At 37.2% G+C, this 25,529-nt stretch carries 27 protein-coding genes; 26 read left to right on the top strand and 1 reads right to left on the bottom strand.

Annotation, left to right across the window (positions count from 1 at the left end):
• Positions 1-4: 4 nt before the first annotated feature.
• Complete coding sequence (locus tag HII32_RS00365) at positions 5-2,299, top strand: DNA translocase FtsK (RefSeq protein ID WP_172187255.1); 2,295 nt, start codon at positions 5-7, stop codon at positions 2,297-2,299.
• A 39-nt stretch (positions 2,300-2,338) separates the two neighbouring features.
• Here HII32_RS00365 and HII32_RS00360 read toward each other — a convergent pair whose 3' ends face one another.
• Positions 2,339-2,452 (bottom strand): DUF4044 domain-containing protein, encoded by a 114-nt coding sequence (locus HII32_RS00360; protein WP_172187253.1) that lies wholly within the window; start codon positions 2,450-2,452, stop codon positions 2,339-2,341.
• A 96-nt stretch (positions 2,453-2,548) separates the two neighbouring features.
• On the opposite strand from HII32_RS00360, the gene HII32_RS00355 reads away from it, so the two are divergent.
• The 25 genes from HII32_RS00355 to HII32_RS00235 all read left to right on the top strand — a co-directional run bounded on the left by HII32_RS00355 (position 2,549) and on the right by HII32_RS00235 (position 25,518).
• The gene (locus tag HII32_RS00355) at positions 2,549-2,905 is read left to right on the top strand and encodes a DUF3397 family protein (RefSeq protein ID WP_172187251.1); all 357 of its coding nucleotides are present in this window, start codon (positions 2,549-2,551) and stop codon (positions 2,903-2,905) included.
• 189 nt (positions 2,906-3,094) lie between these two features.
• Positions 3,095-3,520, top strand: a complete 426-nt coding sequence (mraZ, locus tag HII32_RS00350) for a division/cell wall cluster transcriptional repressor MraZ (RefSeq protein ID WP_172187249.1) — start codon at positions 3,095-3,097, stop codon at positions 3,518-3,520.
• 34 nt (positions 3,521-3,554) lie between these two features.
• A complete protein-coding gene (gene rsmH / locus HII32_RS00345) occupies positions 3,555-4,502 on the top strand; it encodes a 16S rRNA (cytosine(1402)-N(4))-methyltransferase RsmH (RefSeq protein ID WP_172187247.1) in 948 nt (315 codons plus the stop codon).
• 20 nt (positions 4,503-4,522) lie between these two features.
• Positions 4,523-4,909, top strand: coding sequence for a cell division protein FtsL (gene ftsL, locus HII32_RS00340; RefSeq protein WP_172187245.1), 387 nt, complete (start codon positions 4,523-4,525; stop codon positions 4,907-4,909).
• Positions 4,906-7,065, top strand: a complete 2,160-nt coding sequence (locus tag HII32_RS00335) for a penicillin-binding transpeptidase domain-containing protein (protein ID WP_172187243.1) — start codon at positions 4,906-4,908, stop codon at positions 7,063-7,065. The genes ftsL and HII32_RS00335 overlap by 4 nt, the downstream gene beginning before the upstream one ends.
• Positions 7,066-7,088: 23 nt before the next feature.
• On the top strand, positions 7,089-8,051 hold the full coding sequence (gene mraY / locus HII32_RS00330) for a phospho-N-acetylmuramoyl-pentapeptide-transferase (RefSeq protein WP_172187241.1): 963 nt from the start codon (positions 7,089-7,091) through the stop codon (positions 8,049-8,051).
• Positions 8,052-8,077: 26 nt separating this feature from the next.
• The gene (gene murD, locus HII32_RS00325; RefSeq protein WP_172187239.1) at positions 8,078-9,457 is read left to right on the top strand and encodes a UDP-N-acetylmuramoyl-L-alanine--D-glutamate ligase; all 1,380 of its coding nucleotides are present in this window, start codon (positions 8,078-8,080) and stop codon (positions 9,455-9,457) included.
• Positions 9,457-10,548 carry an undecaprenyldiphospho-muramoylpentapeptide beta-N-acetylglucosaminyltransferase gene (gene murG / locus HII32_RS00320; RefSeq protein WP_172187237.1) on the top strand — a complete coding sequence of 364 codons (1,092 nt, stop codon included), beginning with the start codon at positions 9,457-9,459 and terminating at the stop codon, positions 10,546-10,548. The genes murD and murG overlap by 1 nt, the downstream gene beginning before the upstream one ends.
• Before the next feature lie 29 nt (positions 10,549-10,577).
• Positions 10,578-11,459 carry a cell division protein FtsQ/DivIB gene (locus HII32_RS00315; protein ID WP_172187235.1) on the top strand — a complete coding sequence of 294 codons (882 nt, stop codon included), beginning with the start codon at positions 10,578-10,580 and terminating at the stop codon, positions 11,457-11,459.
• A gap of 103 nt (positions 11,460-11,562) precedes the next feature.
• A complete protein-coding gene (gene ftsA / locus HII32_RS00310) occupies positions 11,563-12,876 on the top strand; it encodes a cell division protein FtsA (RefSeq protein WP_172187233.1) in 1,314 nt (437 codons plus the stop codon).
• Between the two features lie 26 nt (positions 12,877-12,902).
• Complete coding sequence (gene ftsZ, locus HII32_RS00305; RefSeq protein ID WP_172187231.1) at positions 12,903-14,186, top strand: cell division protein FtsZ; 1,284 nt, start codon at positions 12,903-12,905, stop codon at positions 14,184-14,186.
• Between the two features lie 44 nt (positions 14,187-14,230).
• Positions 14,231-14,602 (top strand): cell division protein SepF, encoded by a 372-nt coding sequence (locus tag HII32_RS00300; protein WP_172187229.1) that lies wholly within the window; start codon positions 14,231-14,233, stop codon positions 14,600-14,602.
• 20 nt (positions 14,603-14,622) lie between these two features.
• Positions 14,623-14,892, top strand: coding sequence for a YggT family protein (locus tag HII32_RS00295; protein WP_281355379.1), 270 nt, complete (start codon positions 14,623-14,625; stop codon positions 14,890-14,892).
• A gap of 24 nt (positions 14,893-14,916) precedes the next feature.
• Entirely contained in the window at positions 14,917-15,705 is a 789-nt protein-coding gene (locus HII32_RS00290; protein ID WP_172187227.1) for a YlmH family RNA-binding protein, read from the top strand.
• An 11-nt stretch (positions 15,706-15,716) separates the two neighbouring features.
• Positions 15,717-16,391, top strand: coding sequence for a DivIVA domain-containing protein (locus tag HII32_RS00285; protein ID WP_172187225.1), 675 nt, complete (start codon positions 15,717-15,719; stop codon positions 16,389-16,391).
• A 203-nt stretch (positions 16,392-16,594) separates the two neighbouring features.
• Complete coding sequence (gene ileS, locus HII32_RS00280; protein ID WP_172187223.1) at positions 16,595-19,396, top strand: isoleucine--tRNA ligase; 2,802 nt, start codon at positions 16,595-16,597, stop codon at positions 19,394-19,396.
• Positions 19,397-19,455: 59 nt separating this feature from the next.
• Entirely contained in the window at positions 19,456-19,653 is a 198-nt protein-coding gene (locus tag HII32_RS00275; protein ID WP_172187221.1) for a cold-shock protein, read from the top strand.
• Between the two features lie 69 nt (positions 19,654-19,722).
• Complete coding sequence (locus HII32_RS00270) at positions 19,723-20,265, top strand: NUDIX hydrolase (RefSeq protein ID WP_172187219.1); 543 nt, start codon at positions 19,723-19,725, stop codon at positions 20,263-20,265.
• Positions 20,266-20,275: 10 nt separating this feature from the next.
• The gene (locus HII32_RS00265) at positions 20,276-20,581 is read left to right on the top strand and encodes a hypothetical protein (protein ID WP_172187217.1); all 306 of its coding nucleotides are present in this window, start codon (positions 20,276-20,278) and stop codon (positions 20,579-20,581) included.
• 11 nt (positions 20,582-20,592) lie between these two features.
• A complete protein-coding gene (locus HII32_RS00260) occupies positions 20,593-21,282 on the top strand; it encodes a 5'-methylthioadenosine/adenosylhomocysteine nucleosidase (protein ID WP_172187215.1) in 690 nt (229 codons plus the stop codon).
• A gap of 17 nt (positions 21,283-21,299) precedes the next feature.
• The gene (locus HII32_RS00255) at positions 21,300-22,463 is read left to right on the top strand and encodes a cysteine desulfurase family protein (protein WP_172187213.1); all 1,164 of its coding nucleotides are present in this window, start codon (positions 21,300-21,302) and stop codon (positions 22,461-22,463) included.
• A gap of 2 nt (positions 22,464-22,465) precedes the next feature.
• Positions 22,466-22,816 carry a DUF1831 domain-containing protein gene (locus HII32_RS00250; RefSeq protein WP_172187211.1) on the top strand — a complete coding sequence of 117 codons (351 nt, stop codon included), beginning with the start codon at positions 22,466-22,468 and terminating at the stop codon, positions 22,814-22,816.
• A gap of 116 nt (positions 22,817-22,932) precedes the next feature.
• Complete coding sequence (gene mnmA / locus HII32_RS00245) at positions 22,933-24,057, top strand: tRNA 2-thiouridine(34) synthase MnmA (protein WP_172187209.1); 1,125 nt, start codon at positions 22,933-22,935, stop codon at positions 24,055-24,057.
• 107 nt (positions 24,058-24,164) lie between these two features.
• Positions 24,165-24,824 carry a histidine phosphatase family protein gene (locus HII32_RS00240; protein WP_172187207.1) on the top strand — a complete coding sequence of 220 codons (660 nt, stop codon included), beginning with the start codon at positions 24,165-24,167 and terminating at the stop codon, positions 24,822-24,824.
• Between the two features lie 10 nt (positions 24,825-24,834).
• Positions 24,835-25,518 carry a tetratricopeptide repeat protein gene (locus tag HII32_RS00235; protein ID WP_172187205.1) on the top strand — a complete coding sequence of 228 codons (684 nt, stop codon included), beginning with the start codon at positions 24,835-24,837 and terminating at the stop codon, positions 25,516-25,518.
• Positions 25,519-25,529: the final 11 nt, after the last annotated feature.

Genomic DNA, 25,529 nt, shown 5'->3' with positions numbered 1-25,529 from the left:
TTAAATGACTAAGCGCCAAACTCATAAGAAAAAAACTACTAGTAGTAAAAAACGAAAAAGTACTCGAAAGAAAAATCAATTTACTTACACTAATAATGCTATTGGAGCATTGATCGTTTTAGTAGCTGTTTTGGGATTGGCTCAATCTGGTATTATTGGCGTCTTTTTTACCAATATGATGCGGTTTTTAGTTGGTAATTTGTTTATCGTAGGACTAGCTAGTTTATTAGGGCTGGGACTAACGTTATTAATTACGGGGAAACTATACCCGATTAAATCTCGCTGGTGGGGGAGTGGCTGCCTAATTTTATTAGGCACCTTATTGTTATTATCGTTACAACAATTTAGGGTAAGCGATCATCCCGTTAATTTCTTTAATTTTACCTGGCAAAAATGGGCCGATGATTTGACCATTGCTGGTTTACATGCTGATTTAGGCGGCGGAGTTTTGACTGCTGGATTATTTCAAGTAGTGGAATCCCTACTAGGTCAAGTCGGTACCTTTATTTTGGCTGGCTTGATTATTGTAGTGGGTCTGATGATTTTGGCTAATATCAGTGTTAACCAAGTTTTTGCGGCGTGTCAGTGGTTAGGTAAAAAAATACTAAGTGGTTATCAGTCATTATTGATCAAATGGCAAAAGCGTTCTAAAAAACAGCCACAACCAGTTTCAACTAAATCAATAGAAATACCAGAAACACCAGAGATAGTGAATGAGCCTAAATCAACATTGTCTAAAACTAAAGAAGTTAAACCATCCATTTCAGTTGCCAGTCAAAATCAAGTTAAACCTCAACCACCAGTTCAAGCTGAAGTGAGTCCTTTGACGGCTGAGCATTCATTTGAACCGGATACGCCCATGAGTTTTAGTCAAACTAATGATAAGGATTATCGATTACCAACATCATCATTGCTAACAGCGATTCCTCAAAATGATCAATCAGATGAATTAAAGTCGATTGATAAAAATGCCAAAGTTTTACAACAAACACTAGATAGTTTTGGGGTGAAGGCGGAAATTAAACACGTTAGTTTGGGACCGTCAGTGACTAAATATGAACTACATCCGGCAGTTGGGGTTAAAGTTAGTAAAATTGTTAATCTGGCTGATGATATTGCGTTAGCGTTAGCGGCCAAGGATATTCGGATTGAAGCACCGATTCCAGGAAAATCATTAATTGGAATTGAAGTTCCTAATAAAAATATCGCAACAGTCTCGTTTCGGGATGTGATTGAATCACAACCAGATAATCAAGGTCACTTATTACAAGTACCACTAGGTAAGGACGTTAATGGCAATGTGATTACTGCTGATTTGGCTAAAATGCCGCATTTATTAATTGCTGGGTCTACTGGTAGTGGTAAATCGGTTTCAATTAATGGCATAATCACTAGTATCTTAATGAACGCTAAACCTAGTCAGGTTAAATTAATGTTAATTGATCCTAAAAAGGTGGAATTGGGTGTTTATAACGGAATTCCACATCTACTTAGTCCGGTAGTTTCTGAACCAAAAAAAGCGGCACGAGCCTTACAAAAAGTCGTTAGTGAAATGGAACGACGTTACGAATTATTTGCTAAGTATGGTCAGCGAAAGATTAGTACCTTCAATGAATTTGCGGCTAAGAATAATGAAGAACAAGACGTTAAAATTCAACCATTACCGTATATTGTGGTAATTGTTGATGAATTAGCTGATTTAATGATGACAGTGTCAAATGATGTGGAAGCGGCTATTATTCGTTTGGCTCAAATGGGACGAGCAGCCGGAATTCATATGATTTTAGCAACTCAGCGACCATCTGTTGATGTTATTACCGGGTTAATCAAAGCTAATGTGCCGTCTAGAATCGCATTTGCGGTGTCTAGTGGAATTGATTCACGTACTATTATTGATGCAAATGGAGCTGAAAAATTGCTCGGTCGTGGTGATATGTTGTTCTTACCAATTGATAAAAATACTCCTAGTCGGGTACAAGGGGCCTTTATTTCTGATCAGGATGTGGCTAGAGTGGTGGACTTTATTACAGCTCAACAAACCGCTGATTATGATGAAACCATGATGGTTAGTGATGAAGAAATTAAAGCTGAAGATGAAGCAGAATCAGAAGATGATTTATTTGATGATGCCCTTGATTTTGTTGTGGACCAACAAAAAGCAAGCACCTCACTATTACAACGTCATTTTCGGATTGGTTATAACCGAGCGGCTCGCTTGATTGATGAATTAGAGCAGCGCGGCTATATCGGACCTCAAGATGGCAGCCGGCCTAGACAAGTGTATAAACAAAAGGAATAAAAAAACCGCCAGCCTCAGCTGAACGGTTAAGATACTATTTTAAACAAAAATGGATACTGCAGTTGCCACCAAACCCCCGACAGTTGCAATAATCATTAGCCAAACAAATATCATTGTTATTTTTTGAAATTTTGTCTTTTTTTCTTTTGCCACTTGGTGCACCACTTTCTAAATTAAATTATCTAAATTAGTGTACCGTTGATTTGCTTGCTTTGCAACCAAAGTACAATACGGAAAGGAATTTGTTAAATGAATTTAACAGCCATAATTTTTTTGCAAGTTATTATTTTGATTGTTTTAGAAGGACTTATCTGGTTTGGAAAAAGCCGTTTGCAAGTATCATGGCTGAAAGCTGTTAATGAATTGGATATTTTCCCGTTATTGATACCAATTTTTATTGGTTGGTTGGCTCAGATCACGGCCAAAACGAATTTGTTTGTTTGGGTTTTAATGATTTGGATTATCGTCATCTTATTTATGTTAATCTGGCGGGCCTTTAAAACCGCTAAATTAAGTTATCGCCAGATTGGGATACTGATTTGGCGTACTTCGGATTTACTGCTGATTATAATGTGGCTTGCAGTCATTATTTATGTGTTGATTTAGGTAAATTTAAAATAATTTACCACATTCAATAAAATGATTTAATCGTTGATATCAAAGGCTTTATCATCAAACCAAATTGATGATAAGGCCTTTTTGATTACAATTTTTTTAAAAGTGGAAGAGTGGTGGTTGGTAGTGGTGAATTGTGGTAGAATGTGAATATAATCTTTAATGAAGGGGGTAGTGGGCATGTTTATGGGCGAATATCAACATTCGATTGATTCTAAAGGCCGAATCATTATTCCGGCTAAGTTTCGATCGGAATTAGCCCCTAAATTTGTCATTACCCGTGGAATGGATGGTTGTTTATTCGGCTATCCCATGAGTGAATGGGAAGAAATTCAACAAAAGATTGATGAATTACCAATTAGCAAAAAAAATGCGCGCTCCTTTAGCCGATTTTTCTTTTCAGCGGCAGTAGAGTGCGAATTAGATAAGCAGGGCCGAATTAATCTACCTGCTACATTATTAAATTATGCCAAAATTATGAAAAAATGTGTCGTTGTCGGAGTATCTAATCGGTTTGAAATTTGGAGCGATGAGCTCTGGCAACAATTTAGTGAAGATGCAGAAGAAAACTTTAATGAAATTGCTGAAAATATGATCGATTTTTAGCTAAGAATTGTTGAACCAGTGAGGTGGCCAACTAATGAGCGAATTTCACCACGTGACGGTGTTACTTAATGAAGCAGTAAACATGTTAAATATTGACCCAACTGGTACGTATGTCGATGGGACTCTTGGTGGTGGTGGCCATACTGAAAAAATTGTTAGCCAGTTAACCACTGGAACATTATATTCATTTGATCAAGATCAAACGGCTATCGATTATAACGAAGAGCGACTGGCTTCATATATAGCAAATGATAATTTAGTTTTGGTGCATGATAACTTTAGAAATTTAAAAACAACCCTTAATGAACGTGGTATCACTGAAATTACTGGGATTGTTTACGATTTAGGGGTGTCATCACCGCAATTTGATGATGAGCAACGAGGATTTAGTTATCGCATGGATGCTCGATTAGATATGCGAATGGATCAAAGTCAGGAATTAGATGCTTGGCAAGTGGTAAATAAGTGGCCATATGAACAGTTGGTGCGAATTCTTTTTCGTTATGGTGAAGAAAAATTTGCTAAACCAATTGCTAGAAAGATTGAACAACAACGAGCGGTAGCACCAATTGACACAACGTTACAGTTAGCAGAAATCGTAAAAAATGCTATTCCGGCAGCAGCTAGACGTCATGGGGGACATCCTGCCAAAAAATCATTTCAAGCTGTTCGAATTGCGGTTAATGATGAATTAAAAGCATTAGAAGATTCACTAGAACAGGCTTTGGCTTTATTAGCAGTTGGTGGTCGTATTAGTGTTATCACATTTCAATCATTAGAAGATCGTTTGGTGAAAACGATGTTTAAAGAGCAAACTAGTTTACCGGAATTACCACCTAACTTGCCAATTATTCCACCAGAATTAGAACCTAAATTCAAGAATCTAACTAGAAAACCTATTATTCCAACTGCTGATGAGTTGGAAAATAATCATCGCGCTCATAGTGCAAAACTACGTGTTATTGAAAGAATTAAAAAATAGTTGAAGGGGAAATACATACTATGGCACAAAATAATTTAGCTGAAAATTTAGTTAATCAACCTAACCGAAGAATTACGGTTAAACCAATTCAACCCAAGGCAAAAACATTGGTCCAACCAGCACCTAAAGTAAAATTAAAGGTGTCAACTTTTGAAAAGTTGTTGATTTCAGCTTGTACCCTAATTGTGACGTTACTAATGGTTATGGTGGTAGCCACTAAAATTTCATTAACTAATTCAGAACATCAATTGCAAGAACTACAAAGTCGTTCTGCTAAAATTAGTAATGAAAATAACGATTTAGACCAACAAATTAGCGAACTACAAAGTAGTACTCGTCTAGAAGCAATTGCTCACAAGAATGGGATGTCACTTTCAAACTCACATATAAGGAATGTTACTAAATGAGAACCTTTTTCGAAAAAATACTTGGAGGTCGCTTCGGCCAAAAAAATACCAAAACCTTCGGAAGATGGCTCTTTTTTTTATGTATAATTGTTTTCGTTGGTTTGGCAATGCGCTTTACGGTCATTGCGGTCGGTAAAAACATTAAAAATGTCAATTTGAGTAAACGTTCGCAGCAGTTATATACTCAAACGCAAACGGTTAAGGCTAAACGTGGTGATATTTACGATGCGAAGGGGACGCCGATTGCTCAAGATACCAGTACTTATTCAATTTATGCAGTATTAAATAAACAACAAGTAGATACTAACAACAAGCCATTATACGTGGTTAATAAAAAGAAAACGGCGAAGACGTTGGCTAAATATTTACCAATTTCTGAAAAAAAGGCTCTGAAAATATTAAATCCTAAAAAGGGTAATCCATTTCAAGTGGAATTCGGTAGCGCTGGTAATAGTATTTCTTTGATGACCAAGAAAAAAATTGATGCCGAAAAATTGCCGGGAATTCATTTTACGCAACAACAATCGCGCTTGTATCCTAATGGTTCATTTGCTTCTAACGTTGTTGGGGTAGCATTATCACAAAATAACGAAAAGACCGGTTCAACTAACTTGGTTGGGCAAATGGGCTTAGAGCAGCAATATAATAATTTGCTTAAGGGATCCGATGGATATCGTGATAACCAATATGACTTATATGGTTATCGATTAACCCAACGTAAACCGAAGGAAAAAAAGGTTAAAAATGGGGCTAACGTTTATACCACCATTGATTCTCGATTACAGACTTTACTCGAAAGTTCAATGTCTTCGGTGTACAAACAAGCTAATCCTAAGTCCATGTCGGCGACTTTGATGAACGCTAAAACTGGTGAAATACTAGCTACAACCCAACGACCAACGTTTAATTCAACGACGTTAAATGGAATTGATAATGCTTGGTCTAATAAATTAGTACAAGATACCTATGAGCCAGGTTCTACCATGAAGATTTTTACCTTAGCATCGGCAATTGATTCTGGTCACTATAACGGTAAAGATACTTACCAGTCTGGTAAATACAGTATTGATGGCAAAATTGTGCCTGACTGGAATACCAAAGGGTGGGGTACCATTACGTACAATAAAGGTTTTGCTTTATCAAGTAACGTGGCTATGGCCCACCTAGAACAAAATATGGGTGCCAAAACTTGGAAAAAATATATTAATAAATTCCACTTCTTAGATAATACCAATAGTGGTTTACCAGGAGAAACTGATGGCAAAATTCAATTTACTTATCCAATTGAACAAGCCGATACGTCATTTGGTCAAGGAATCGAAGTAACGGCTATGCAGATGTTGCAAGGATTGACAGCTGTTTCTAATGATGGAACCATGGTTCAACCTCATGTGGTATCTAAAGTGGTAGATCCAAATACTGGCAAAACCATTAAGAGCTACGGAACTAAAACGGTTGGGAAACCAATTTCTGCTAAAACGGCTAAAAAAGTTCGAAAGCATATGGAGGACGTTGTTTACAAAAAGTACGGTATTGGTAGTGATTATAAAATTAAAGGATATAAAATTGCTGCTAAAACCGGTACTGCTCAAGTAAGCAATGGTTATGGTGGATATGCTAATGGTGATGATAGTTATCTCTACTCAGTAGCCGGCATGGCCCCAGCTAAGGATCCTAAGTATGTTTTATACATTACAATGAAGCAACCAACACTGCCTGCGACTAAGACAGCTACGCAACTTTTATCTGAGATCTTTAAGCCTGTAATGACTCGAGCATTGCAAGACAGCAATACTGCCTCAACAGTTGAAAAGGAAAAAATGCCATCAGTAGTTTATAAAACCACTGATGACGCTAAATCGGATTTGGCTTCCAAAGGAATTACTACCACTGTTATCGGTCAAGGATCAACAATTGTTAAACAATCAATTAAGGCCGGAACAAAGGTTGATGATAAACAACGAGCTATCATTTTAACTAATGATAATTTGACAATGCCAAGAATCTACGGTTGGACCAAAGATGAAATTGAAGCATTGGCTAAAATAACTGGTTTAAAGGTTACTTATAAAGGGAGTGGTTATGCTGATGCTCAAAGTATAACTGCTGGTAAAACAATTACCGATGGCGATAAGCTAACGGTAGATTTAGAATAATATTAAAGGATGGTTTTGATTAAATGTTAAGTTGGATGTTACCTGCAATTGTGAGTTTCTTGATCACGTTGGTTTTTATGCCGATGTTGATTCGGTATTTTAGAAATAAAAAAGAAGGCCAAATGATTCGAGAAGAAGGACCAACTTGGCACGAAAAAAAATCCGGTACCCCAACGATGGGAGGCCTAATGTTCATTTCTGCAATTGTGATTGCTGACTTGTTAATTAGTCCATTCTTCCATCTGTTTGATCCTTCACTCTTAATTTTGTTATTTATTTTAGTGCTGTATGGACTAGTGGGGATGTGGGATGATAGTATTAAAATCTTCCAACGACAAAATGAAGGTTTAAAAGCTTGGCAAAAATTTTCAGCTCAAATTGTGGGAGCTTTGATTTTTGCAGCAGTTTATATCCATGAGGGCTTTCCAATGGCAATCAAATTACCATTTGGCCCTGATTTTAACTTAGGTTATCTCTATATTATCTTTATTGTTTTTTGGTTGGTTGGTTTTTCTAATGCGGTTAATTTAACTGACGGTTTGGATGGCTTGGTTGCTGGAACTTCAACTATTGTGTTTAGTGCTTTTGGGATTATTGCACTTGCCCAACATCAAGCATCTGTAGCTACTTTTTGTTTCACGGTAGTTGGTGGTTTATTAGCATTTTTCATCTTTAATCACAAACCAGCAAAGATTTTTATGGGTGATATGGGTTCACTAGCGTTAGGTGGCGCCATTGCCGCTGTCTCTATTCTTGTGCACCATGAACTATTACTACTACTGATTGGCATTATTTATGTTGGTGAAACTGCCAGTGTAATGCTTCAAGTAGCTTCATTTAAATTAACTGGAAAACGGATCTTCAAGATGACACCAATCCACCATCACTTTGAATTGATGGGCTGGAGCGAATGGAAAGTTGACGGCGTTTTTTGGCTAATTACTTTAATTGCCGCAGCAATTGGCGTCTTTACAACTATTAAATAAATTAAGTATTAGAAGAGGGATTAATCATGAAAAAAATAACGGATTATCAAAACAAAAATGTTTTGGTATTAGGTGCCGGTAAAAGTGGTAGTAATGCTGCAAAAACATTAGTTGAATTGGGAGCCAAGGTAACGCTTAATGACGCTAAACCTGCTAGTGAATTGCCAGAGTTAGCAGAGCTTTCAGATTTAGGTGTTGATGTGATTGCAGGGGGGCATCCCCAATCCATAATCGATGCCACTTTTGATTTGTTGGTTAAAAATCCCGGAATTCCTTATGATAATCCGGTTGTTCAAAGTGCTATTGAACACAAGACGAAAATCATTACCGAAGTTGAGTTAGCTTTTCAAATAACTGATGCTGAAATTATTGCGGTAACTGGTAGTAATGGTAAAACCACTACTACTACGATGATTACTAAAATTTTAAATGAAGAACGTCCCAAGGGACATGCCTACGTAGCTGGTAATATTGGAGTACCAGCTACTATGGTAGCCGCTAAAGCCACTGCAGACGATACAATTGTAATGGAACTTTCAAGTTTTATGCTATTAGGCATTGAAACTTTGCGACCACACGTAGCAGTGTTGACTAATATTTTTGAGAATCATTTAGATTATCATAAAACACGTGAAAATTATGTAAATGCCAAAATGCGTATTACTTTGAACCAAACTCCTGATGATTATTTTGTTGTTAATTATGATAAACAGGAGTGGCGTGATTTAAGTGAACGTAGTGCTGCTCAAGTAGTTCCGTTTGCTAGTACCAGTGAAATCATGACTGGAGCTTATGAACAAAATGGCAAGTTGTATTACAACCAAGAGTTCATTATGAACGCTGATGATATTAAAGTTCCAGGAAAACAAAACGTGGAAAATGCACTGGCAGCCATCGCCGTTGCTAAAATCCTAGGGAAATCCAACCTGGCTATTTCTAATGTCTTAGAAACCTTTACCGGAGTCCGTCATCGGTCACAATTTGTTTTAGAAGCTAATGGCAGAAGATATTATAATGATTCTAAGGCTACGGACATTGAAGCCACCCAAATGGCCTTAGAAGGATTTAATCGACCAATTGTATTGTTAGCTGGTGGTCTAGATCGTGGGTATACTTTTGAACGCTTAGTTCCACAATTTAAAGAACACGTTAAAGCGGCTGTAGTTTTTGGTGAAACTGCTGAGCTAATGACGGATGCCCTAAAACAAGCTGGGGTTACTAATATTAAAAAAGTAAATGATGTTAAAGCAGCCGTACCGGTTGCTTATTCACTGAGTGATGATGGAGATATTATCCTGTTGAGTCCGGCTAATGCCAGCTGGGATCAATACCCTAATTTCGAAGTCCGAGGCGATGAATTTATCAATGCAGTAGAAACCTTGACCAATCAAAAGGAAGTGAAGTAATGAGAATTATTGTTTCAGGTGGTGGAACTGGCGGTCATATTTATCCGGCCCTTGCAGTTGTTGAAGACTTATTGAAACAAGAACCAGATTCCAAGGTATTATACGTTGGTTCTAAGCGGGGGTTAGAAAGTTCAATTGTTCCTAAGCAAAACATTGAATTTATTCCGTTAGAAATCCAGGGATTTAAACGTTCACTGTCTTTAGACAATTTTAAGACGGTTCATTTATTCTTAAAGAGTGTCCGACAAGCCAAAAAAATTATTAAAGAATTTAAGCCAGATTTGGTATTAGGAACTGGTGGCTATGTTTCTGGTGCAGTAGTTTATGCTGCTGCTCGGCTTAAGGTACCTACGATGATTCACGAACAAAACAGTGTTGTTGGTTTAACGAATAAGTTCTTGAGTCGGTTTGTGGATGAAATCGGTATTGGCTTTCAGGATGCTGCCGCTCAATTTCCAGCTGAAAAAGTCGTTTTTACCGGTAATCCTCGAGCTCAACAAGTAGCTAACATTCACAGTGATTTTTCTTGGACGCAATTTGATTTAAAAGATGATGTTTCTACAGTATTAATTTTTGGTGGTAGCCAAGGGGCTCCTAAAATTAATCAGGCTGTTAGTGAGGCTATCAATGATTTTAATGATAAGGACTATCAGGTGGTTTTTGTCACTGGTAAAAAGCGTTACGATAGTGTATTAGAAAAACTACGGGGACAACGAATTAGCCCCAATATTGCAATCTTGCCGTATATTGATAATATGCCTCAAGTATTGCCTAAAGTGGACCTAATGGTTGGTCGTTCTGGGGCTACTAGTATTGCTGAAATCACAGCTTTGGGAATTCCAGCAATTTTGATTCCAAGTCCGTATGTTACCGCTGATCATCAAACTAAAAATACAATGAGTTTGGTTAATGCGGGTGCGGCTGAAATGATTAAAGAAGATGATTTAACCGGTCAATCATTGTATCTAGCAGTTAATACATTAATGAGTGATGATGTAAAACGAGATCAAATGGCTGCTAATTCAGCTAAATTGGGAGTTCCTGATGCCGCTGATCGAGTATTAGATGCTGCTCGTTCAATTAATCGTTAACAATTATTAGAGAGGGGAAGGTAGAGATAATGACCAAAGACAATAAAGATGAGCCACTCACACCGTGGCAACAAGCCTATTTAAAAAGTCACGATCAACCTTCCGAGTCTAAGCGCACCCATAATCAGCATCAATCAAAATCATTTAAATCGGGTAGATCCAAAAAAAAGCGGGTTACGCGAAAATTAACTGCAATTCAAAAACAAAATTTAAAAAGAATTTCGCCAGCAATCATTTTTGGGTTGTTGGCTATTGTTCTATGTTGTTACTATATTTCACCCTTTAGTAAGGTAAATGAATTAAAAATAGTAGGCAATCATTTTGTTGAAGTGACTCGGATAAAAAAAGAAACTAAAATTAATAAAAAAACTTTGGTTTTATCAGTTATAAAGAATCAAGGTAAAATTGAAAAGCGGCTGGTAAATCATGATAATCGAATTCAAGCAGCTAATGTTAAGGTGACCGGACTTCAATCTGTGGTCGTTAAAGTAAAAGAATTTCCAGTGATTGGTTATTTGCAAAAGAACAACAATTATTATCAGATTTTGCAAAGTGGGCGAATTTTGGCAAAAAAGACCAAGCAGCCTAGGGATGGTTATCCGATTTTAGTTGATTTTAAAAATGCTAAAAAATTAACCAAAACGATTAAGCAATATCGCACCATCTCAGCTAGTATCCGGGCCAATATTCAATCAATTGCATTAGTGCCATCAAAGATTAACCCTAACCGTATTTTAATTAAGATGAATGATGGGAATTTAGTTTATGCTTCAATTTCTTCTTTTGGTGATAAAATGGCTTATTATCCCAGCATAACTGCTAAATTAAAGACTAAAAGTGTCATTGACATGCAAGTTGGTGCATATTCTTATCCACAATCGAAAAATAAGGCGAAGACTACTACCAAATAAGTTGAAGCGCTTTATTAATTAATCTTTTGTGGCATGTTTTAATGTGGTAAACTTAAAACGTATAAAAAACAATAAATTATAAAACGGAGGTTCCTTACATAATATGGATAACTCGGGTTTGTATGTTGGACTTGATATGGGAACCACCTCAATAAAAGTTATCGTTGCAGAAAAAGTTAAAGGGCAATTAAACGTTATTGGTGTGGGGAATGCACGATCTAAAGGTTTAAGTCGCGGTATCATTGTTGATATTGATCAGGCGGCTGAGGCAATTCGTAGTGCAGTAGATCAAGCTCAAGAAAAAGCAAGTATTGAAATTCAGGATGTTGTTGTGGGTGTTCCCGCTAACATGTTAAAAATTGAACCATGTAATGGGTTAATTACCGTTGATGAAAACTCGCGGGAAATTACTGATCAAGACGTTCATGATGTGGCTGCATCGGCACTCATTACAAACTTACCTCAAGAACGTGAAATTATTGATATTCAACCTGAGGAATTTATTGTCGATGGTTTTGATGGAATTAAGGACCCTCGTGGTATGGTCGGTGTTCGTTTAGAAATGCGTGGTAAAGTTATTAGCGGCGCAAAGGGGATCATGCATAATCTTTACAAGGCCGTTTCTAAAGCGGGACTTAACGTAATTTCAATGATTCTAACTCCGTTAGCTGAAAGCCATGAAATTTTAAATGATGGTGAACAGGACTTTGGAACTATTTTGATCGACTTAGGTGGTGGTCAAACTACGGCTTCAGTGGTACATGATCACCAATTGAAGTATGTAACGACTGATCCTGAAGGTGGCGAGTTTATCACTAAGGATATTTCAATCGTGTTAAATACTTCAATGGATAATGCTGAATCGTTAAAACGTAATTATGGATCGGCTGATTCAGAGATGGCTTCTGAAGATCGTGATGTCCCTGTTGATGTTGTTGGTCAATCAGAGCCAACTATTATTGATGAAAAGTATTTATCTGAAATTATCGAAGCTCGTGTGGATCAAATTTTCACAAGAATTAAGGAACGTTTAGATAAAATCAACGCATTGCGCTTGCCTGGTGGAATTGTTCTAACGGGTGGAGTCGCTGCCTTACCTGGAATTGTAGAACTGGCCACTGATAAGTTTGATATTAATGTACGGTTGTATATTCCAGATCAAATGGGATTGCGCCATCCATCGTTTTCAGCTGGTTTATCACTTGTAGCCTATTACTCCGATATGAGTGAAGTCGATATGTTATCCCGTTCTGCGGTAGATGCATCAATGACTCAGGTACGAAAAGCCCACAGTCAAGTAACCAACAGTTCTAATGATTCAAGTGATGGTAAGCAAACAGGAAAACAAAAACGACAAAAAGACAATAAAAAACGTGGTGAGGGAATTCGGAAATTCTTCAGTGATTTCTTCGAATAAACTCACGTAATGGAGGTAAAAAATTTATGCAATACTCATTAGATTCTGCCCAAAATAACGGGGCAAAAATTAAAGTATTTGGTGTTGGTGGTGGTGGTAGTAACGCCGTTAACCAAATGATTAACGAAGATGTTAAAGGTGTCGAATTTATCGTTGCTAATACCGACGTTCAAGCCTTGGAAACATCAAAAGCTGAAACTAGAATTCAATTAGGACCTAAATTAACCCGAGGATTGGGTGCTGGTTCTAATCCTGAAATTGGTGAAAAGGCCGCTGAAGAAAGTGAAGAAGCCATTTCAGAAGCCCTTTCAGGTGCTGACATGGTCTTTGTTACTGCCGGAATGGGTGGTGGTACCGGTAATGGTGCTGCACCAGTTGTCGCTAAGATTGCCAAACAACAAGGCGCTTTAACTGTTGGTGTTGTTACTCGTCCATTTAGCTTTGAAGGACCTAAGCGTTCTAAGTTTGCTGATGAGGGTGTAGCCCAACTTAAAGAAAACGTTGATACTTTAATCGTAATTGCTAATAATCGTTTATTAGAAATGGTTGATAAGAAGACACCAATGATGGAAGCCTTTAAAGAAGCCGATAATGTTTTACGACAAGGTGTTCAAGGTATTTCAGATCTTATTACTAGTCCTGGGTATGTTAACTTGGATTTTGCTGATGTTAAAACTACCATGGAAAATCAAGGTTCAGCTCTAATGGGAGTTGGTACTGCTAATGGTGAAAATAGAACTGCCGAAGCTACTAAAAAGGCTATTTCATCACCATTATTGGAAGTTTCAATTGATGGTGCTAAACAAGTGTTATTAAATATTACCGGTGGTCCAGACTTGTCATTATTTGAAGCTCAAGATGCTTCTGATATTGTGGCTCAAGCTGCTACCAGTGAAGTTAATATTATCTTTGGTACTTCTATTGATGAATCTTTAGGTGATGAAGTTCGAGTTACTGTTATTGCTACGGGAATTGATCTTGATGAAGGTAAACGTAGTAGTCGAGTAAGCCGTCGCGCCGGTCGTGGCAATACTCGTAGTTCTCAAACTCAACCTACTAATAATGATCATAATTTAAATCGTGGTAATAACTTTAATACTAATAATAGTGATCCATTAGGTGATTGGGATATCAGAAACGATAATAGCAATCGCAATGCGGTTAATGATAATGATCAATTTAATGATGTGGAAAAACAAGATTTTGATCCATTCCAAACTGATAGTAATGATCAAAGCAATAATGATAGTAATAGTAACTCAGCTGAACCTGATGATGAACCACCTTTCTTTAAGTTCCGTCGTCATTAAAAACTAAAAATACTTAAGTTAAATCGAGAGGTCTAGGAATTAAAATGCCACAAAAATTTAATTTGAATAATTTTTTTGGAATTAATGATAATGATGAAACCGTAACTCAACCAGTTAATGATAAAAAGGTCGTCTCTATGACAAGAAAACAAACATCTAATGTTGGTATTTCGGTAATTGAACCATCCGTTTATAATGATGTTAATCAAATTGCCAAATTGCTAATGGACAATGAAACTGTGATTGTTCGTTTTAGTCAATTAGATACGGAAACCAGCAAACGAATGATTGATTTTTTAAATGGAACCCTTTTTGCTATTTCTGGCAATATTGATAGAATTGGTCAAGATCTGTTTTTATGTACTCCCAAACAAGTACGAGTAACTGATAATACGAAGTTGGATCAACTAGACTAGGGGGAACTTAATTGATCGAGATGGTAAATTTTATCGTGTGGCTGGCAACAAAAGCCATTGATGTTTATATGTTCGCCATTGTGATTTATGCGCTTTTAAGCTGGCTACCCGGAGCCTATCAATCGACACTGGGAAGACTTTTAGGTCGCATTGTCGAACCGTTTGAACAATTATTTGATTTTGCTCGAGTTGGTATGGTTAGTTTTGCACCGATTGTTGCCTTAATTGTGTTGACGTTTGTTCAACGTGGAATCATCTTTTTAGGCATTTTGATCAACAATCATTTGTAAAACAAGAAAGGCTGATGGCTAAGATTGAATGAAAATATTGAACAACACTATCGCCATGATGAACTTTCATTTTTAGAAAGTATTGACGACTTAGTGGGGCGAGTGGAAAATGAATATCGTCCGATGTTGACTAATTTTTTAAATCCGCGGCAACAATATATCGTTACCACGATTGCCAATCGGTATGATTCCGTTCAACTGGAAATGAATGGCGGTAATTCTGATAGTGAGATGAAACGGGTCTTAATTTATCCTGATTATTATGAACCGGTTCCATCTGACTTTTTACTTACCGCTTTTTTGATTGATTATCCCCAAAAATTTGCCACTCTAACGCATGGTCAAATTTTAGGAACTTTGATGGGTAGTGGTATCGATCGAGATGTCATTGGCGATATTATTACCGATGGTTCTAATTGGGAATTCATCGTTAAGCAAGAAATGGCCGATTATATCAAAACTCAAATTGATCATATTGGTCGCACGAAGGTTCGATTAAAAGAATTGAACCCAGACCAATTATTAGAGCCTCGAGAAGAGTTTGAAACGACTAACACTACAGTGGCGTCACTCCGATTAGATGCCGTGATTTCTGAAAGCTTTCATATCTCTCGTCATCATGCGAAAGAATTAGTTGATGGCGGTATGGTGAAGGTAAACTGGACTGAAAATACGCATCCTGATTATGAGCTGGCGATTCATGACGTGATTTCGGTTCGTGGGTTTGGTCGCTCTATAATTACCGCAATCAATGGGGTTACCAAAAAAGATAAAATTAGATTAGAATTAAAACTAATAAAGCCCAATAAATAGGAGGATTAGAAATGGTATTAAGTCCACAAGACATTCACAATAAAGAATTTTCGCAAAAAATGCGCGGATATAGCGTGGATGAAGTTAATGATTTTTTAGACCAAATTATTAAGGACTATCAAATCGTTTTACAAGAAAATAAAGATTTAAACAGTAAGTTAAATGAATCAGAAGACAAATTAAAGTATTTTAATGATTTGAAAGATTCACTCAACCAATCAATTATCGTTGCTCAAGAAGCAGCTGATAAGGTTAAATCTAATTCTAAAAAAGAAGCCGAAATTACTAATAAAGAGGCGCAAAAACAAGCTTCTGATATTGTGAATGCTGCTAACGAAAAGGCTAACCGTATTGTTCAAGAAACATCAAAGAAGGCTAAAAAATTAGCTGTTGAAACTGATGACTTGAAGAAAAATACGCGTGTTTTTCGGCAAAGACTTCAAGTTATGTTGGAAAGTCAGTTAGAAGTTATTAAAGCATCTGAATGGGATAAACTTCTAGATGAAGCACCAACTGCTGACTATGAAGAAATCGAAAACGTAGTATCTTCTCTTGACAACCAAAAAGATGGTGGCGTAAAATCAGACGAAAGTGATGCTTCAGCTGCTGATTTAGTTGAAGACACTCCAGCGGTAAATAATAATGCTGAAACGGTTATTATTTATCCAGATGATGAACAAAAATAATATACAGATTTTGAGAACAACAACAGTTTAATTATGACTTAAGCGAGCTAGTGATGGTGAAAGACTAGTAGTTAACGATTAAATTGCTATCAGCTCAGTATAAATCTATTTAACGAGAGAATTTCTAAATTCTAAAATTGGGTGGTACCACGAAGACTTCGTCCCTTGTGACGGGGCCTTTTTTTATTAGAAAGGATGTTAATATGCGAGTAAAAGACACGTTAAATTTAGGTAAAACTAAGTTTAAAATGCGCGGTAATTTGCCGGTCAAAGAAGGCGAACGTGAACAGATTTGGCGCGAAAATAAGTTGTATGAACAACGACAAAAATTAAATGAAGGTAAACCATCATTTGTTTTACATGATGGCCCTCCATACGCTAATGGTGATATTCATATGGGGCATGCAATGAATAAGATTTCTAAAGATATCATTGTGCGCTTTAAGTCAATGTCTGGATTTAGATCACCATTTGTACCTGGATGGGATACTCATGGCTTACCAATTGAACAACAATTAACTAAGGCTGGTTATAACCGAAAAGAAATGTCAACTAATGAATTTCGAAAGTTATGTCATGACTATGCCCTAGAACAAGTTGATAAGCAGAAGAAAGAATTTATGCGGTTAGGAATTGCAGCTGAATGGGATAATCCATATTTGACCTTGAACCATGATTTTGAAGCTGCTCAAATTAGAGCTTTTGGTGCTATGGCGGATCAAGGCTTAATTTATCGCGGACAAAAACCAATTTATTGGTCATGGTCATCTGAATCTGCTTTGGCTGAAGCCGAAGTAGAATATCATGATGTTACGTCACCATCTGCCTTTTATGGTGAAAAAGTGATTGATGGTAAGGGTATATTGGATAACGATAATACCTACATGGTGGTTTGGACAACAACTCCATGGACCATTCCTGGTTCAGAGGGTATTGCGGTTAACCCACAATATAATTATTCGGTTGTTCAAGTAGCCGGCGATGAACGTCAGTTTGTCATTGCTACTGAATTATTAAATAAAGATGCTGAACGTTTTGGTTGGACTGATTTTAAGACGGTTAAAGAAGTGCGTGGTCGTGAACTTGAAAACGTGATTGCCCAACATCCATTTGATGAATCTCGTAAATTAGTTACAATGTTAGCTAATTACGTTACTTTGGATGCCGGAACTGGTTTGGTTCATACTGCACCTGGTTTTGGTGAAGATGATTATAATATTGGTCGTAAATACAACTTGCCAATTTTTGCACCAGTTGATGAGCGCGGTTATTTAACTGAAGAAGCTGGTCCTGACTTTGCGGGAGTCTTTTATGAAGACGCTAATCAAGTAGCGCTAGATAAGTTAAAAGCTTCAGGAGCTTTACTAGATTACATGCCTTATGAACACAGCTACCCATTTGATTGGCGGACTAAAAAACCAATTATTTTCCGGGCAACGCCACAATGGTTTGCTTCAGTTGATAAAATTAAAGAACCAATTTTGGAATCATTAAAAGATGTTAAGTTCCATCCAGAATGGGGGAATCATCGTCTTTCTAATATGATTAAAGATCGTGGTGACTGGGTTATTTCTCGTCAACGAGTTTGGGGAGTACCATTGCCAATTTTCTACGCAGAAGATGGCACGCCAATCATCACACCAGAAACCATTGAACATGTCGCTCAATTGTTTGCCGAACACGGTTCAGATATTTGGTTTGAAAAAACGGCTAAGGAATTACTGCCAGATGGCTTTACTAGTGAACATTCTCCTAATGGTGAATTTACTAAAGAAAATGACATTATGGATGTTTGGTTTGATTCTGGTACTTCACATCAAGGAGTATTAGCTCAACGAGACTACTTAACTTATCCAGCCGATTTGGAATTAGAAGGATCTGATCAATATCGTGGTTGGTTTAACTCTAGTTTAATTACTAGTGTGGCCGTTTCTGGTCATGCCCCATACAAGGAAGTTATTTCTCAAGGATTTACCTTAGATGGTAAAGGTCATAAGATGAGTAAGTCTCTTGGTAATACCATTGCCCCAGAAGATGTTATCAAACAAATGGGAGCAGAAATTGTCCGACTTTGGGTTACTTCTGTTGATACATCTGCTGATGTGCGGGTTTCAATGGAAAGCTTTACTAAAGTTTCAGATATGTATAAGAAGATTCGAAACACAATGCGTTACTTACTTGCTAATACTAGTGATTTTGAACCTAAGGACAATGCATTAACCTTTGATCAATTAGAAGCAGTTGATCAATATATGCTAGTTCGTTGGAATCAATTCCTAGAAGAAGCCTTAACACTTTATAATCAATACAACTTCTTGGAACTTAACAAGCGACTCATTAGCTTTATTACTAATGACTTGTCAGCCTTTTATTTGGATTTTGCTAAGGATGTTGTTTATATTGACGCCGAAGATGGGCATAAACGTCGTTCTATGCAAACAGTTATGTATGAAATGGTGGTCGGGTTGACTAAATTAATGACACCAATTTTGCCACACACTACGGAAGAAATTTGGAGCTTCTTAAATGAACCCGAAGAATTTGTTCAGTTAACTGAAATGCCAACGGTGGCTCATTTTACTGATGAAGCAATGATTTTGAGCAAATGGCAAGAATTCTTAGACCTTAGAAGTGATGTTTTAAAGGCTATGGAAACTGCTCGTGATAATAAGATTATTGGTAAATCTTCAGAAGCAGCATTAACTTTATATGCTGATGAAAAAACTAGAGATATGTTGGCTAGTCTCCACGCTGATTTACCTACAGTATTAATGGTATCAGCTTTAAGTATTGAAGATATTGCCAGTGCTAGTGAAGCAGAATCATTTGGTGATGAATTGGCCATTAAAGTAACTCACGCTACTGGTGATACTTGTGAACGTTGTCGTTTAATTCGTGAAGATGTAGGCAGTGATTCAGATTATCCAACTTTCTGTGCATCATGTGCCCAAATTGTACGAACTAATTTCCCAGAAACAGCTACTGAAGGTTTCGAAGAAAAATAATAGTAATTAATAACTCTCATGGGACTCCATGGGAGTTATTTCGATAGGAGAAAATATTTATGTTAAAGGGACAAATTAAGTCTTATAGTGATAAAAATGCGTTTGGGTTTATTGAACAAACTAGTGGAGACGACCTATTCTTTTTTAAAACGGCAGTTGTCTCCAGTGGTGATATTGTTCCCGGACAAGTAGTACAGTACGTGGTTGTAACTGGGCAAAAAGGACCACAGGCAGCTAAAGTAGAGTTTGTGGATTAACAAGCAAAATTGCAAAGCGAGGACAAGACCGGTAAAATAGGTCTATCTAGTTGATTTGGATGTGAAAAAATGGAGTTTGAAGAAAAAGTATTAAAATCAGAGCCAATCTATAATGGTGCAATTATTGACGTAGAGCGGCAATTAGTAGAATTACCTGATAAAGACACTGCTCACCGAGAAATTGTTCATCATGCTAATGCAGTTGGTATTTTAGCAATCACTACTGATAACAAAATTATCTTAGAAAAACAATGGCGAGCACCGATTAAGGCGACTACGATTGAAATACCAGCTGGTAAATTAGATCGCCGGGATGCTAATTTTAAAGATGCAGTGGTGCGAGAACTAAATGAAGAAACCAGGTATCGTGCTGAACAAGTGGAACGAATTACTGGATTTTATTCTTCTGTTGGTTTTACTGATGAATATATGGAATTATATTTAGCTACTGGATTAACTCCTGTTTCCAGTGAATTACCACGAGATCAAGGAGAGTTTTTAGAAATTCAAGCCAAAACTTTACCAGAAGCGATGGCCATGGTTAAAAGTGGCGAAATCGAAGATGCAAAGACGATTATGGCCATTTGGTACTGGCAACTTAAAACAAAGTAGGTGAAAAGCTGTGCCTGAAAACGAAGATGAAAAGCAAACATTAACTCGTGAAGAGTATCGTAAGCAACAGCAACAGGCTGATAAAGAATTTCAGGAACGGGATAAAAAGCGTGTCCAAGTTGAACGAGACTATGCTAAAACTCATCAGACTAGACGCTCTCAATCCGATCAGGATGAACAACCAACAGCAAGTCGCCAGTCTGCTAATCCGCAGACGGAAAAGTGGCAACAAACTAGAAAAAAACTTAATTGGACTATTTTAGCGTTGATTATATTAATCGTAATTGTTTATTTAGTCTTGTTTTTTGTTAATTAAGGAGATTTCAAATGAAATACGGAATTATTTGTGCGATGGACGAAGAAATCGCAATCTTAAAAGATAACTTACAAAATGAAACTACCCATAAAATTGGTGCAATAGAATTTTTTGAAGGTCAAATCGAAGGCAGCGATGTGGTGTTAGTTAAATCAGGAATTGGTAAAGTACAAGCAGGAATTACCGCAGCATTATTAATTACTACCTTTGCTGTTGATTACCTAATTAATACTGGTTCGGCTGGTGGAATTGGAACAGATTTAGAAATTGGGGATGTCGTTATTTCTACTGAAACGGCATATCATGATGTTGACGTTACAGCCGCTGGCTATGAAATTGGACAATTACCTAACTGTCCCGCTCGTTTTCCCGCTGCTCGTAGTTTAGAAGAAGCCATTACCAAAGCAGCTGAGGCAGCTAAGTTAGAAACCCATTCTGGTTTGATCGTGTCAGGTGACCAATTTGTGGCTAGTTCTGATGTAATTGCAACCATTAAAACTAATTTTCCAGATGCTTTATGCGTTGAAATGGAAGGAGCCGCTATTGGCCAAGTAGCCTATGATTTTGATGTACCATACGTAGTCATTCGGGCGATGTCAGATGTTGGCGATGAAGATGCTAACAATAATTTTGATGATTTTATTATTGCTGCTGGTAAAAAATCTGCAGCAATGTTATTGAATTTCTTTCAGGCAAACTAATATTGGAGTGAATTAGGTTGAACGAGATCTATTTTGATAATGCAGCTACCACGAGAGTTTCTGACTCAGTTTATGAAGTGATGCTGGATAAGTTTAAAAATGTCTATGGTAATGCATCCACTTTATATGCATTAGGACGCGAATCACACACGTTACTAGAAGATTCACGGACGATAATTGCTAAGAGTATTAATGCTGATCCCGACGAAATTGTCTTTACCAGTGGGGGCACTGAAGGTGATAATACGGCCATCATGCAAACGGCAATTGCTAGAAAAAAATTAGGTAAACACATTATCACAACTGCGATTGAACATCAGGCCATCTTGCAACCATTAAAATATCTTGAGGAAAATGAGGGCTTTGAAGTGACTTATTTACCGGTAGATGAAAATGGTAATATTAAATTGGCTGATTTTAAAGCAGCATTGCGTCCAGATACCATCTTGGTAACCATCATGAGTGGTAATAATGAAGTTGGTTCAGTAATGCCCATTCATGAAATTGGTGAAATCTTAAAGGATCATCAAGCTTGGTTTCATACCGATGCAGTTCAAGCATATGGCTTATTAGATATTGATGTTAAACGAGATCATATTGATATGTTATCCACTTCAGCGCATAAGTTGAATGGACCTAAAATGATGGGCTTTTTGTATAAACGAACTGGTGTTAATTTCCCTAGCTTTATTAAGGGTGGCGAACAAGAGGAAAAAAGACGTGCTGGAACTGAAAATGTTCCCGGTATTGCTGGTTTCGCTCAAGCAGTAAAAGATGTTTCTGCTACTGAAAAACAAGCTCGTCAAACCAAGTATTATGGCTTTAAACAACAAATAGTGAATCGACTAAAAGAAAATAATATTGATTTTGCTATCAACGGTGAAATTTGTCCTGATAACTTAAATCATGTATTAAATATCTGGTTGAAGGGAATTTCTACCTATGTCATGCAAACTAACTTAGATTTAGCGGGAATTGCTGTGTCTGGTGGTTCAGCATGTACAGCTGGTAGTATTGAACCATCACACGTATTAACGGCAATGTATGGTGAAGGTAGTCCTAGAATTAGTGAATCCATCCGAATTAGCTTTGGTCGTTACAATACTGAAGCTGAGGTTAATCAATTAATCGATGTAATCGTAAAGACCGTTAGTCGACTAAAACAAAAAGAGGAGAAGTAATCATGGCATTTAGCAAAGAAGTAACTTTAAAGGGTGACCAACATACTTATGGCATTAACCCACAAATTAAACGTTATTCACTAAAAGATGTGGGATTTCAAACCACTAAGCCCGGTAATTTTTATTACGAACGTAGCTTAGACCCCACTTCACCTTATTCCAAGGGTGATTTGCTAAAAATTACTATCTCTAAAGACATGACTGAATTTAAAATGGCGGTGACAACTGCTAATGGCTTGCAAGCTATTAATATCTTTAATAATCCCAAAAAAGAAGATAGTGTAACACAATATAATTTTATTATGGATAATTTAGTTAGTAGAGAGATTTTGGCTCGTTTAGATAACGACTAAATCGTAATAATGACTATTGGCGTTTTTGAGTAAATTGTTGTATCATAGTCATTACTGGAAATTGCGACCTTCACTCGTAGATTTATCCAGAATCTAATTGAAATGATGGTGATTTTATGCAAGACAACAGTCAAACGCGAGTTGTTGTTGGTATGAGCGGCGGGGTTGATTCTTCCGTGGTAGCGTACCAACTTAAGCAGCAAGGCTATGATGTTGTTGGAGTTTTCATGAAAAACTGGGATGACACTGATGAAAATGGTGTTTGTACCGCAACTGAAGATTATAAAGATGTTGCTAAGGTAGCCGCTCAAATCGGGATTCCATATTATTCTGTTAACTTCGAAAAAGAGTACTGGGACCGAGTCTTTACTTATTTCTTGGATGAGTATAAGAAAGGAAGAACACCAGACCCAGATGTAATTTGTAACAAGGAAATTAAGTTCAAGGCCTTTTTAGACTATGCACTTGATTTGGGGGCAGATTACATTGCCACTGGTCATTATGCTCAATTAACTCGTGATGAGAATGGTCATAACCATTTACTTCGTTCCGTTGATTTGAATAAGGATCAGACTTATTTCTTAAGCCAACTATCTGCTGATCAACTAGACCGCGTTATGTTTCCTATTGGTAACATGACTAAGCCAGAAGTACGGCAAATCGCCAAAAAAGCCGGATTAGCTACCGCTGAAAAGAAAGATTCTGTGGGAATTTGTTTTATCGGCGAAAAGAACTTTAAAGAATTCTTGGGACATTATTTACCAGCTACACCTGGTAAGATGATGACGGTTGATGGTGAAGTGAAAGGTCAGCATGCTGGCTTGATGTATTACACCATTGGTCAACGTCGTGGACTTGGAATTGGTGGCGATGGCGTTGATAACCAACCCTGGTTTGTTATCGGTAAAGATTTGAAACAAAACATCTTGTATGTTGGTAAGGGATATGAAAATGATCTCTTGTATGCCGATTATTTAGATGCTTCAGATATTTATTGGGTAAATAATCTAGATCGTGGTCAAGAATTCCACTGCACCGCTAAGTTCCGCTATCGTCAAGTTGATAGTGGTGTGACCGTTAAGTTAAGTGATGATGGTAAGTCGGTTCGAGTTATTTTTGATGAACCCGTTCGAGCAATCACTCCTGGTCAAGCCGTTGTCTTTTATGATGGTAAAGAATGCTTGGGCTCCGCAATTATTGATGCGGCTTACAAGCAAGATAAAGTGCTTCAATACGTATAAATTGTTTCAAAAGACCGGCTTTATGTCGGTCTTTTTTATTTGGAGATTGTTTTGAATTTGGTCCATGAACCTGTCATAATATATAGAGGAATAAGGAGGGAAGACACATGGTGAAACTTTATTTTGTTCGACATGGAAAAACCGAGTGGAACTTGGAAGGACGATATCAAGGAGCTGGTGGTGATTCACCACTTTTAACTAGTAGTTTTACAGAAATTAATGATCTGGCTTCTGCACTTCAAAATGTGAAGTTTGAACATGTGTATTCCAGTCCCATCAAACGGGCCCGTGTTACAGCTACAACTTTAATTAAACAGCTACCTTACGAAGTACCGTTAACATTAATGAGTAGATTAGAGGAATTTAATCTTGGTAAGATGGAAGGCATGAAGTTTGCTGATGTGCAAAAAGAATTTCCGCTAGAATTTGACGCATTTCGAAATCATCCGGAACGCTATGATCCGCATCAGCAACTTAATGGTGAAAGTTTCCCCGAACTAATTCAGCGAATGACTCCTGGAATTCAAACAATTGTGAATCGTTCGTCTGCAGATGCTAATGTGTTAATTGTTAGTCATGGAGCAGCTTTGAATGCAGAAATTAATGCTCTATTAGGAATTCCCATTGCTGATTTACGTAAACGGGGTGGCTTAGCTAATACTAGCACCACCATCTTGGAAACTGATGATGGTAATTCATATAAATTATTAAAATGGAACGATGTTAGTTACTTGAAACGCCAATTAACTGATTCGGACACAATTTAGGTGATATAAAATGACAGAAAATAATGCTAACTCAGAATCAACACGACAACAACAAGAAGCGGAAATGAAACAAACAGTGCATGAATTAATCACTAAGATCGATCAAAATCCTGATCAATATCAAAATTATTATGATTTAGCCGCTGTTTTAGTGGAAGGCCAAGACCTTGAGCAAGCAGAAGAATTACTCATGAAGGCTTTAGGCTTATTCGATAGCAATGAAACTGCCAGAGATTTGTTGACCTATGGACTAGGTAATGTCTATTACACTGCTGAAGAGTTTGATAAGGCGATTAACTGGTTTACAAAAATTCAAAGCAAACAACTGCAAGGTGACGCTTATATTATGTTGGCTCAAAGCTATTTGGCAAAAGGCGACAATAAGCGTTCCATGGCGTTTGCGTTATCAGCACAAGGTAAAGTTAAGCATGATCCACAAGTTAACTTGATGATTGGTGATAACTTATTAGCTTTGGGAGAATTTGTTAAAGCTGGTGAATTTTATGACAAAGTATTAGCGGATGATGATCATAATGGTCCCGCTAATTTTAATCGAGGCTTGGTAGCTATGATTAATGGGGAACCATATTCAGATTATTTCGTTACAGCCAAGCAATTTGATCCAGATTACTATGCAAAAAGTGCTGACAAGCTTAAGGACATAGAACAGTTTGTTAAACAAAATAAACAATAAGATAGGAGGTC

This window comes from Lentilactobacillus kribbianus, from assembly GCF_013184075.1.
In the GTDB taxonomy this organism is placed as follows: Bacteria; Bacillota; Bacilli; order Lactobacillales; family Lactobacillaceae; genus Lentilactobacillus; species Lentilactobacillus kribbianus.
The sequence above is the reverse complement of the archived record's forward strand: the minus strand, read 5'-3'. Positions and strand labels throughout refer to the sequence as shown.

Bases quoted from the DNA above. Each gene is read 5' to 3' on its own strand.
- ileS (WP_172187223.1), top strand. From the start codon at position 16,595: ATGCGAGTAAAAGACACGTTAAATTTAGGTAAAACTAAGTTTAAAATG.
- mraZ (WP_172187249.1), top strand. From the start codon at position 3,095: ATGTTTATGGGCGAATATCAACATTCGATTGATTCTAAAGGCCGAATC.
- rsmH (WP_172187247.1), top strand. From the start codon at position 3,555: ATGAGCGAATTTCACCACGTGACGGTGTTACTTAATGAAGCAGTAAAC.
- mnmA (WP_172187209.1), top strand. From the start codon at position 22,933: ATGCAAGACAACAGTCAAACGCGAGTTGTTGTTGGTATGAGCGGCGGG.
- HII32_RS00240 (WP_172187207.1), top strand. From the start codon at position 24,165: ATGGTGAAACTTTATTTTGTTCGACATGGAAAAACCGAGTGGAACTTG.
- murG (WP_172187237.1), top strand. From the start codon at position 9,457: ATGAGAATTATTGTTTCAGGTGGTGGAACTGGCGGTCATATTTATCCG.
- HII32_RS00295 (WP_281355379.1), top strand. From the start codon at position 14,623: ATGGTAAATTTTATCGTGTGGCTGGCAACAAAAGCCATTGATGTTTAT.
- HII32_RS00275 (WP_172187221.1), top strand. From the start codon at position 19,456: ATGTTAAAGGGACAAATTAAGTCTTATAGTGATAAAAATGCGTTTGGG.
- HII32_RS00300 (WP_172187229.1), top strand. From the start codon at position 14,231: ATGCCACAAAAATTTAATTTGAATAATTTTTTTGGAATTAATGATAAT.
- HII32_RS00365 (WP_172187255.1), top strand. From the start codon at position 5: ATGACTAAGCGCCAAACTCATAAGAAAAAAACTACTAGTAGTAAAAAA.
- HII32_RS00335 (WP_172187243.1), top strand. From the start codon at position 4,906: ATGAGAACCTTTTTCGAAAAAATACTTGGAGGTCGCTTCGGCCAAAAA.
- HII32_RS00285 (WP_172187225.1), top strand. From the start codon at position 15,717: ATGGTATTAAGTCCACAAGACATTCACAATAAAGAATTTTCGCAAAAA.
- mraY (WP_172187241.1), top strand. From the start codon at position 7,089: ATGTTAAGTTGGATGTTACCTGCAATTGTGAGTTTCTTGATCACGTTG.
- HII32_RS00235 (WP_172187205.1), top strand. From the start codon at position 24,835: ATGACAGAAAATAATGCTAACTCAGAATCAACACGACAACAACAAGAA.
- HII32_RS00260 (WP_172187215.1), top strand. From the start codon at position 20,593: ATGAAATACGGAATTATTTGTGCGATGGACGAAGAAATCGCAATCTTA.
- ftsA (WP_172187233.1), top strand. From the start codon at position 11,563: ATGGATAACTCGGGTTTGTATGTTGGACTTGATATGGGAACCACCTCA.
- HII32_RS00250 (WP_172187211.1), top strand. From the start codon at position 22,466: ATGGCATTTAGCAAAGAAGTAACTTTAAAGGGTGACCAACATACTTAT.
- ftsZ (WP_172187231.1), top strand. From the start codon at position 12,903: ATGCAATACTCATTAGATTCTGCCCAAAATAACGGGGCAAAAATTAAA.
- HII32_RS00270 (WP_172187219.1), top strand. From the start codon at position 19,723: ATGGAGTTTGAAGAAAAAGTATTAAAATCAGAGCCAATCTATAATGGT.
- murD (WP_172187239.1), top strand. From the start codon at position 8,078: ATGAAAAAAATAACGGATTATCAAAACAAAAATGTTTTGGTATTAGGT.
- HII32_RS00355 (WP_172187251.1), top strand. From the start codon at position 2,549: ATGAATTTAACAGCCATAATTTTTTTGCAAGTTATTATTTTGATTGTT.
- ftsL (WP_172187245.1), top strand. From the start codon at position 4,523: ATGGCACAAAATAATTTAGCTGAAAATTTAGTTAATCAACCTAACCGA.
- HII32_RS00315 (WP_172187235.1), top strand. From the start codon at position 10,578: ATGACCAAAGACAATAAAGATGAGCCACTCACACCGTGGCAACAAGCC.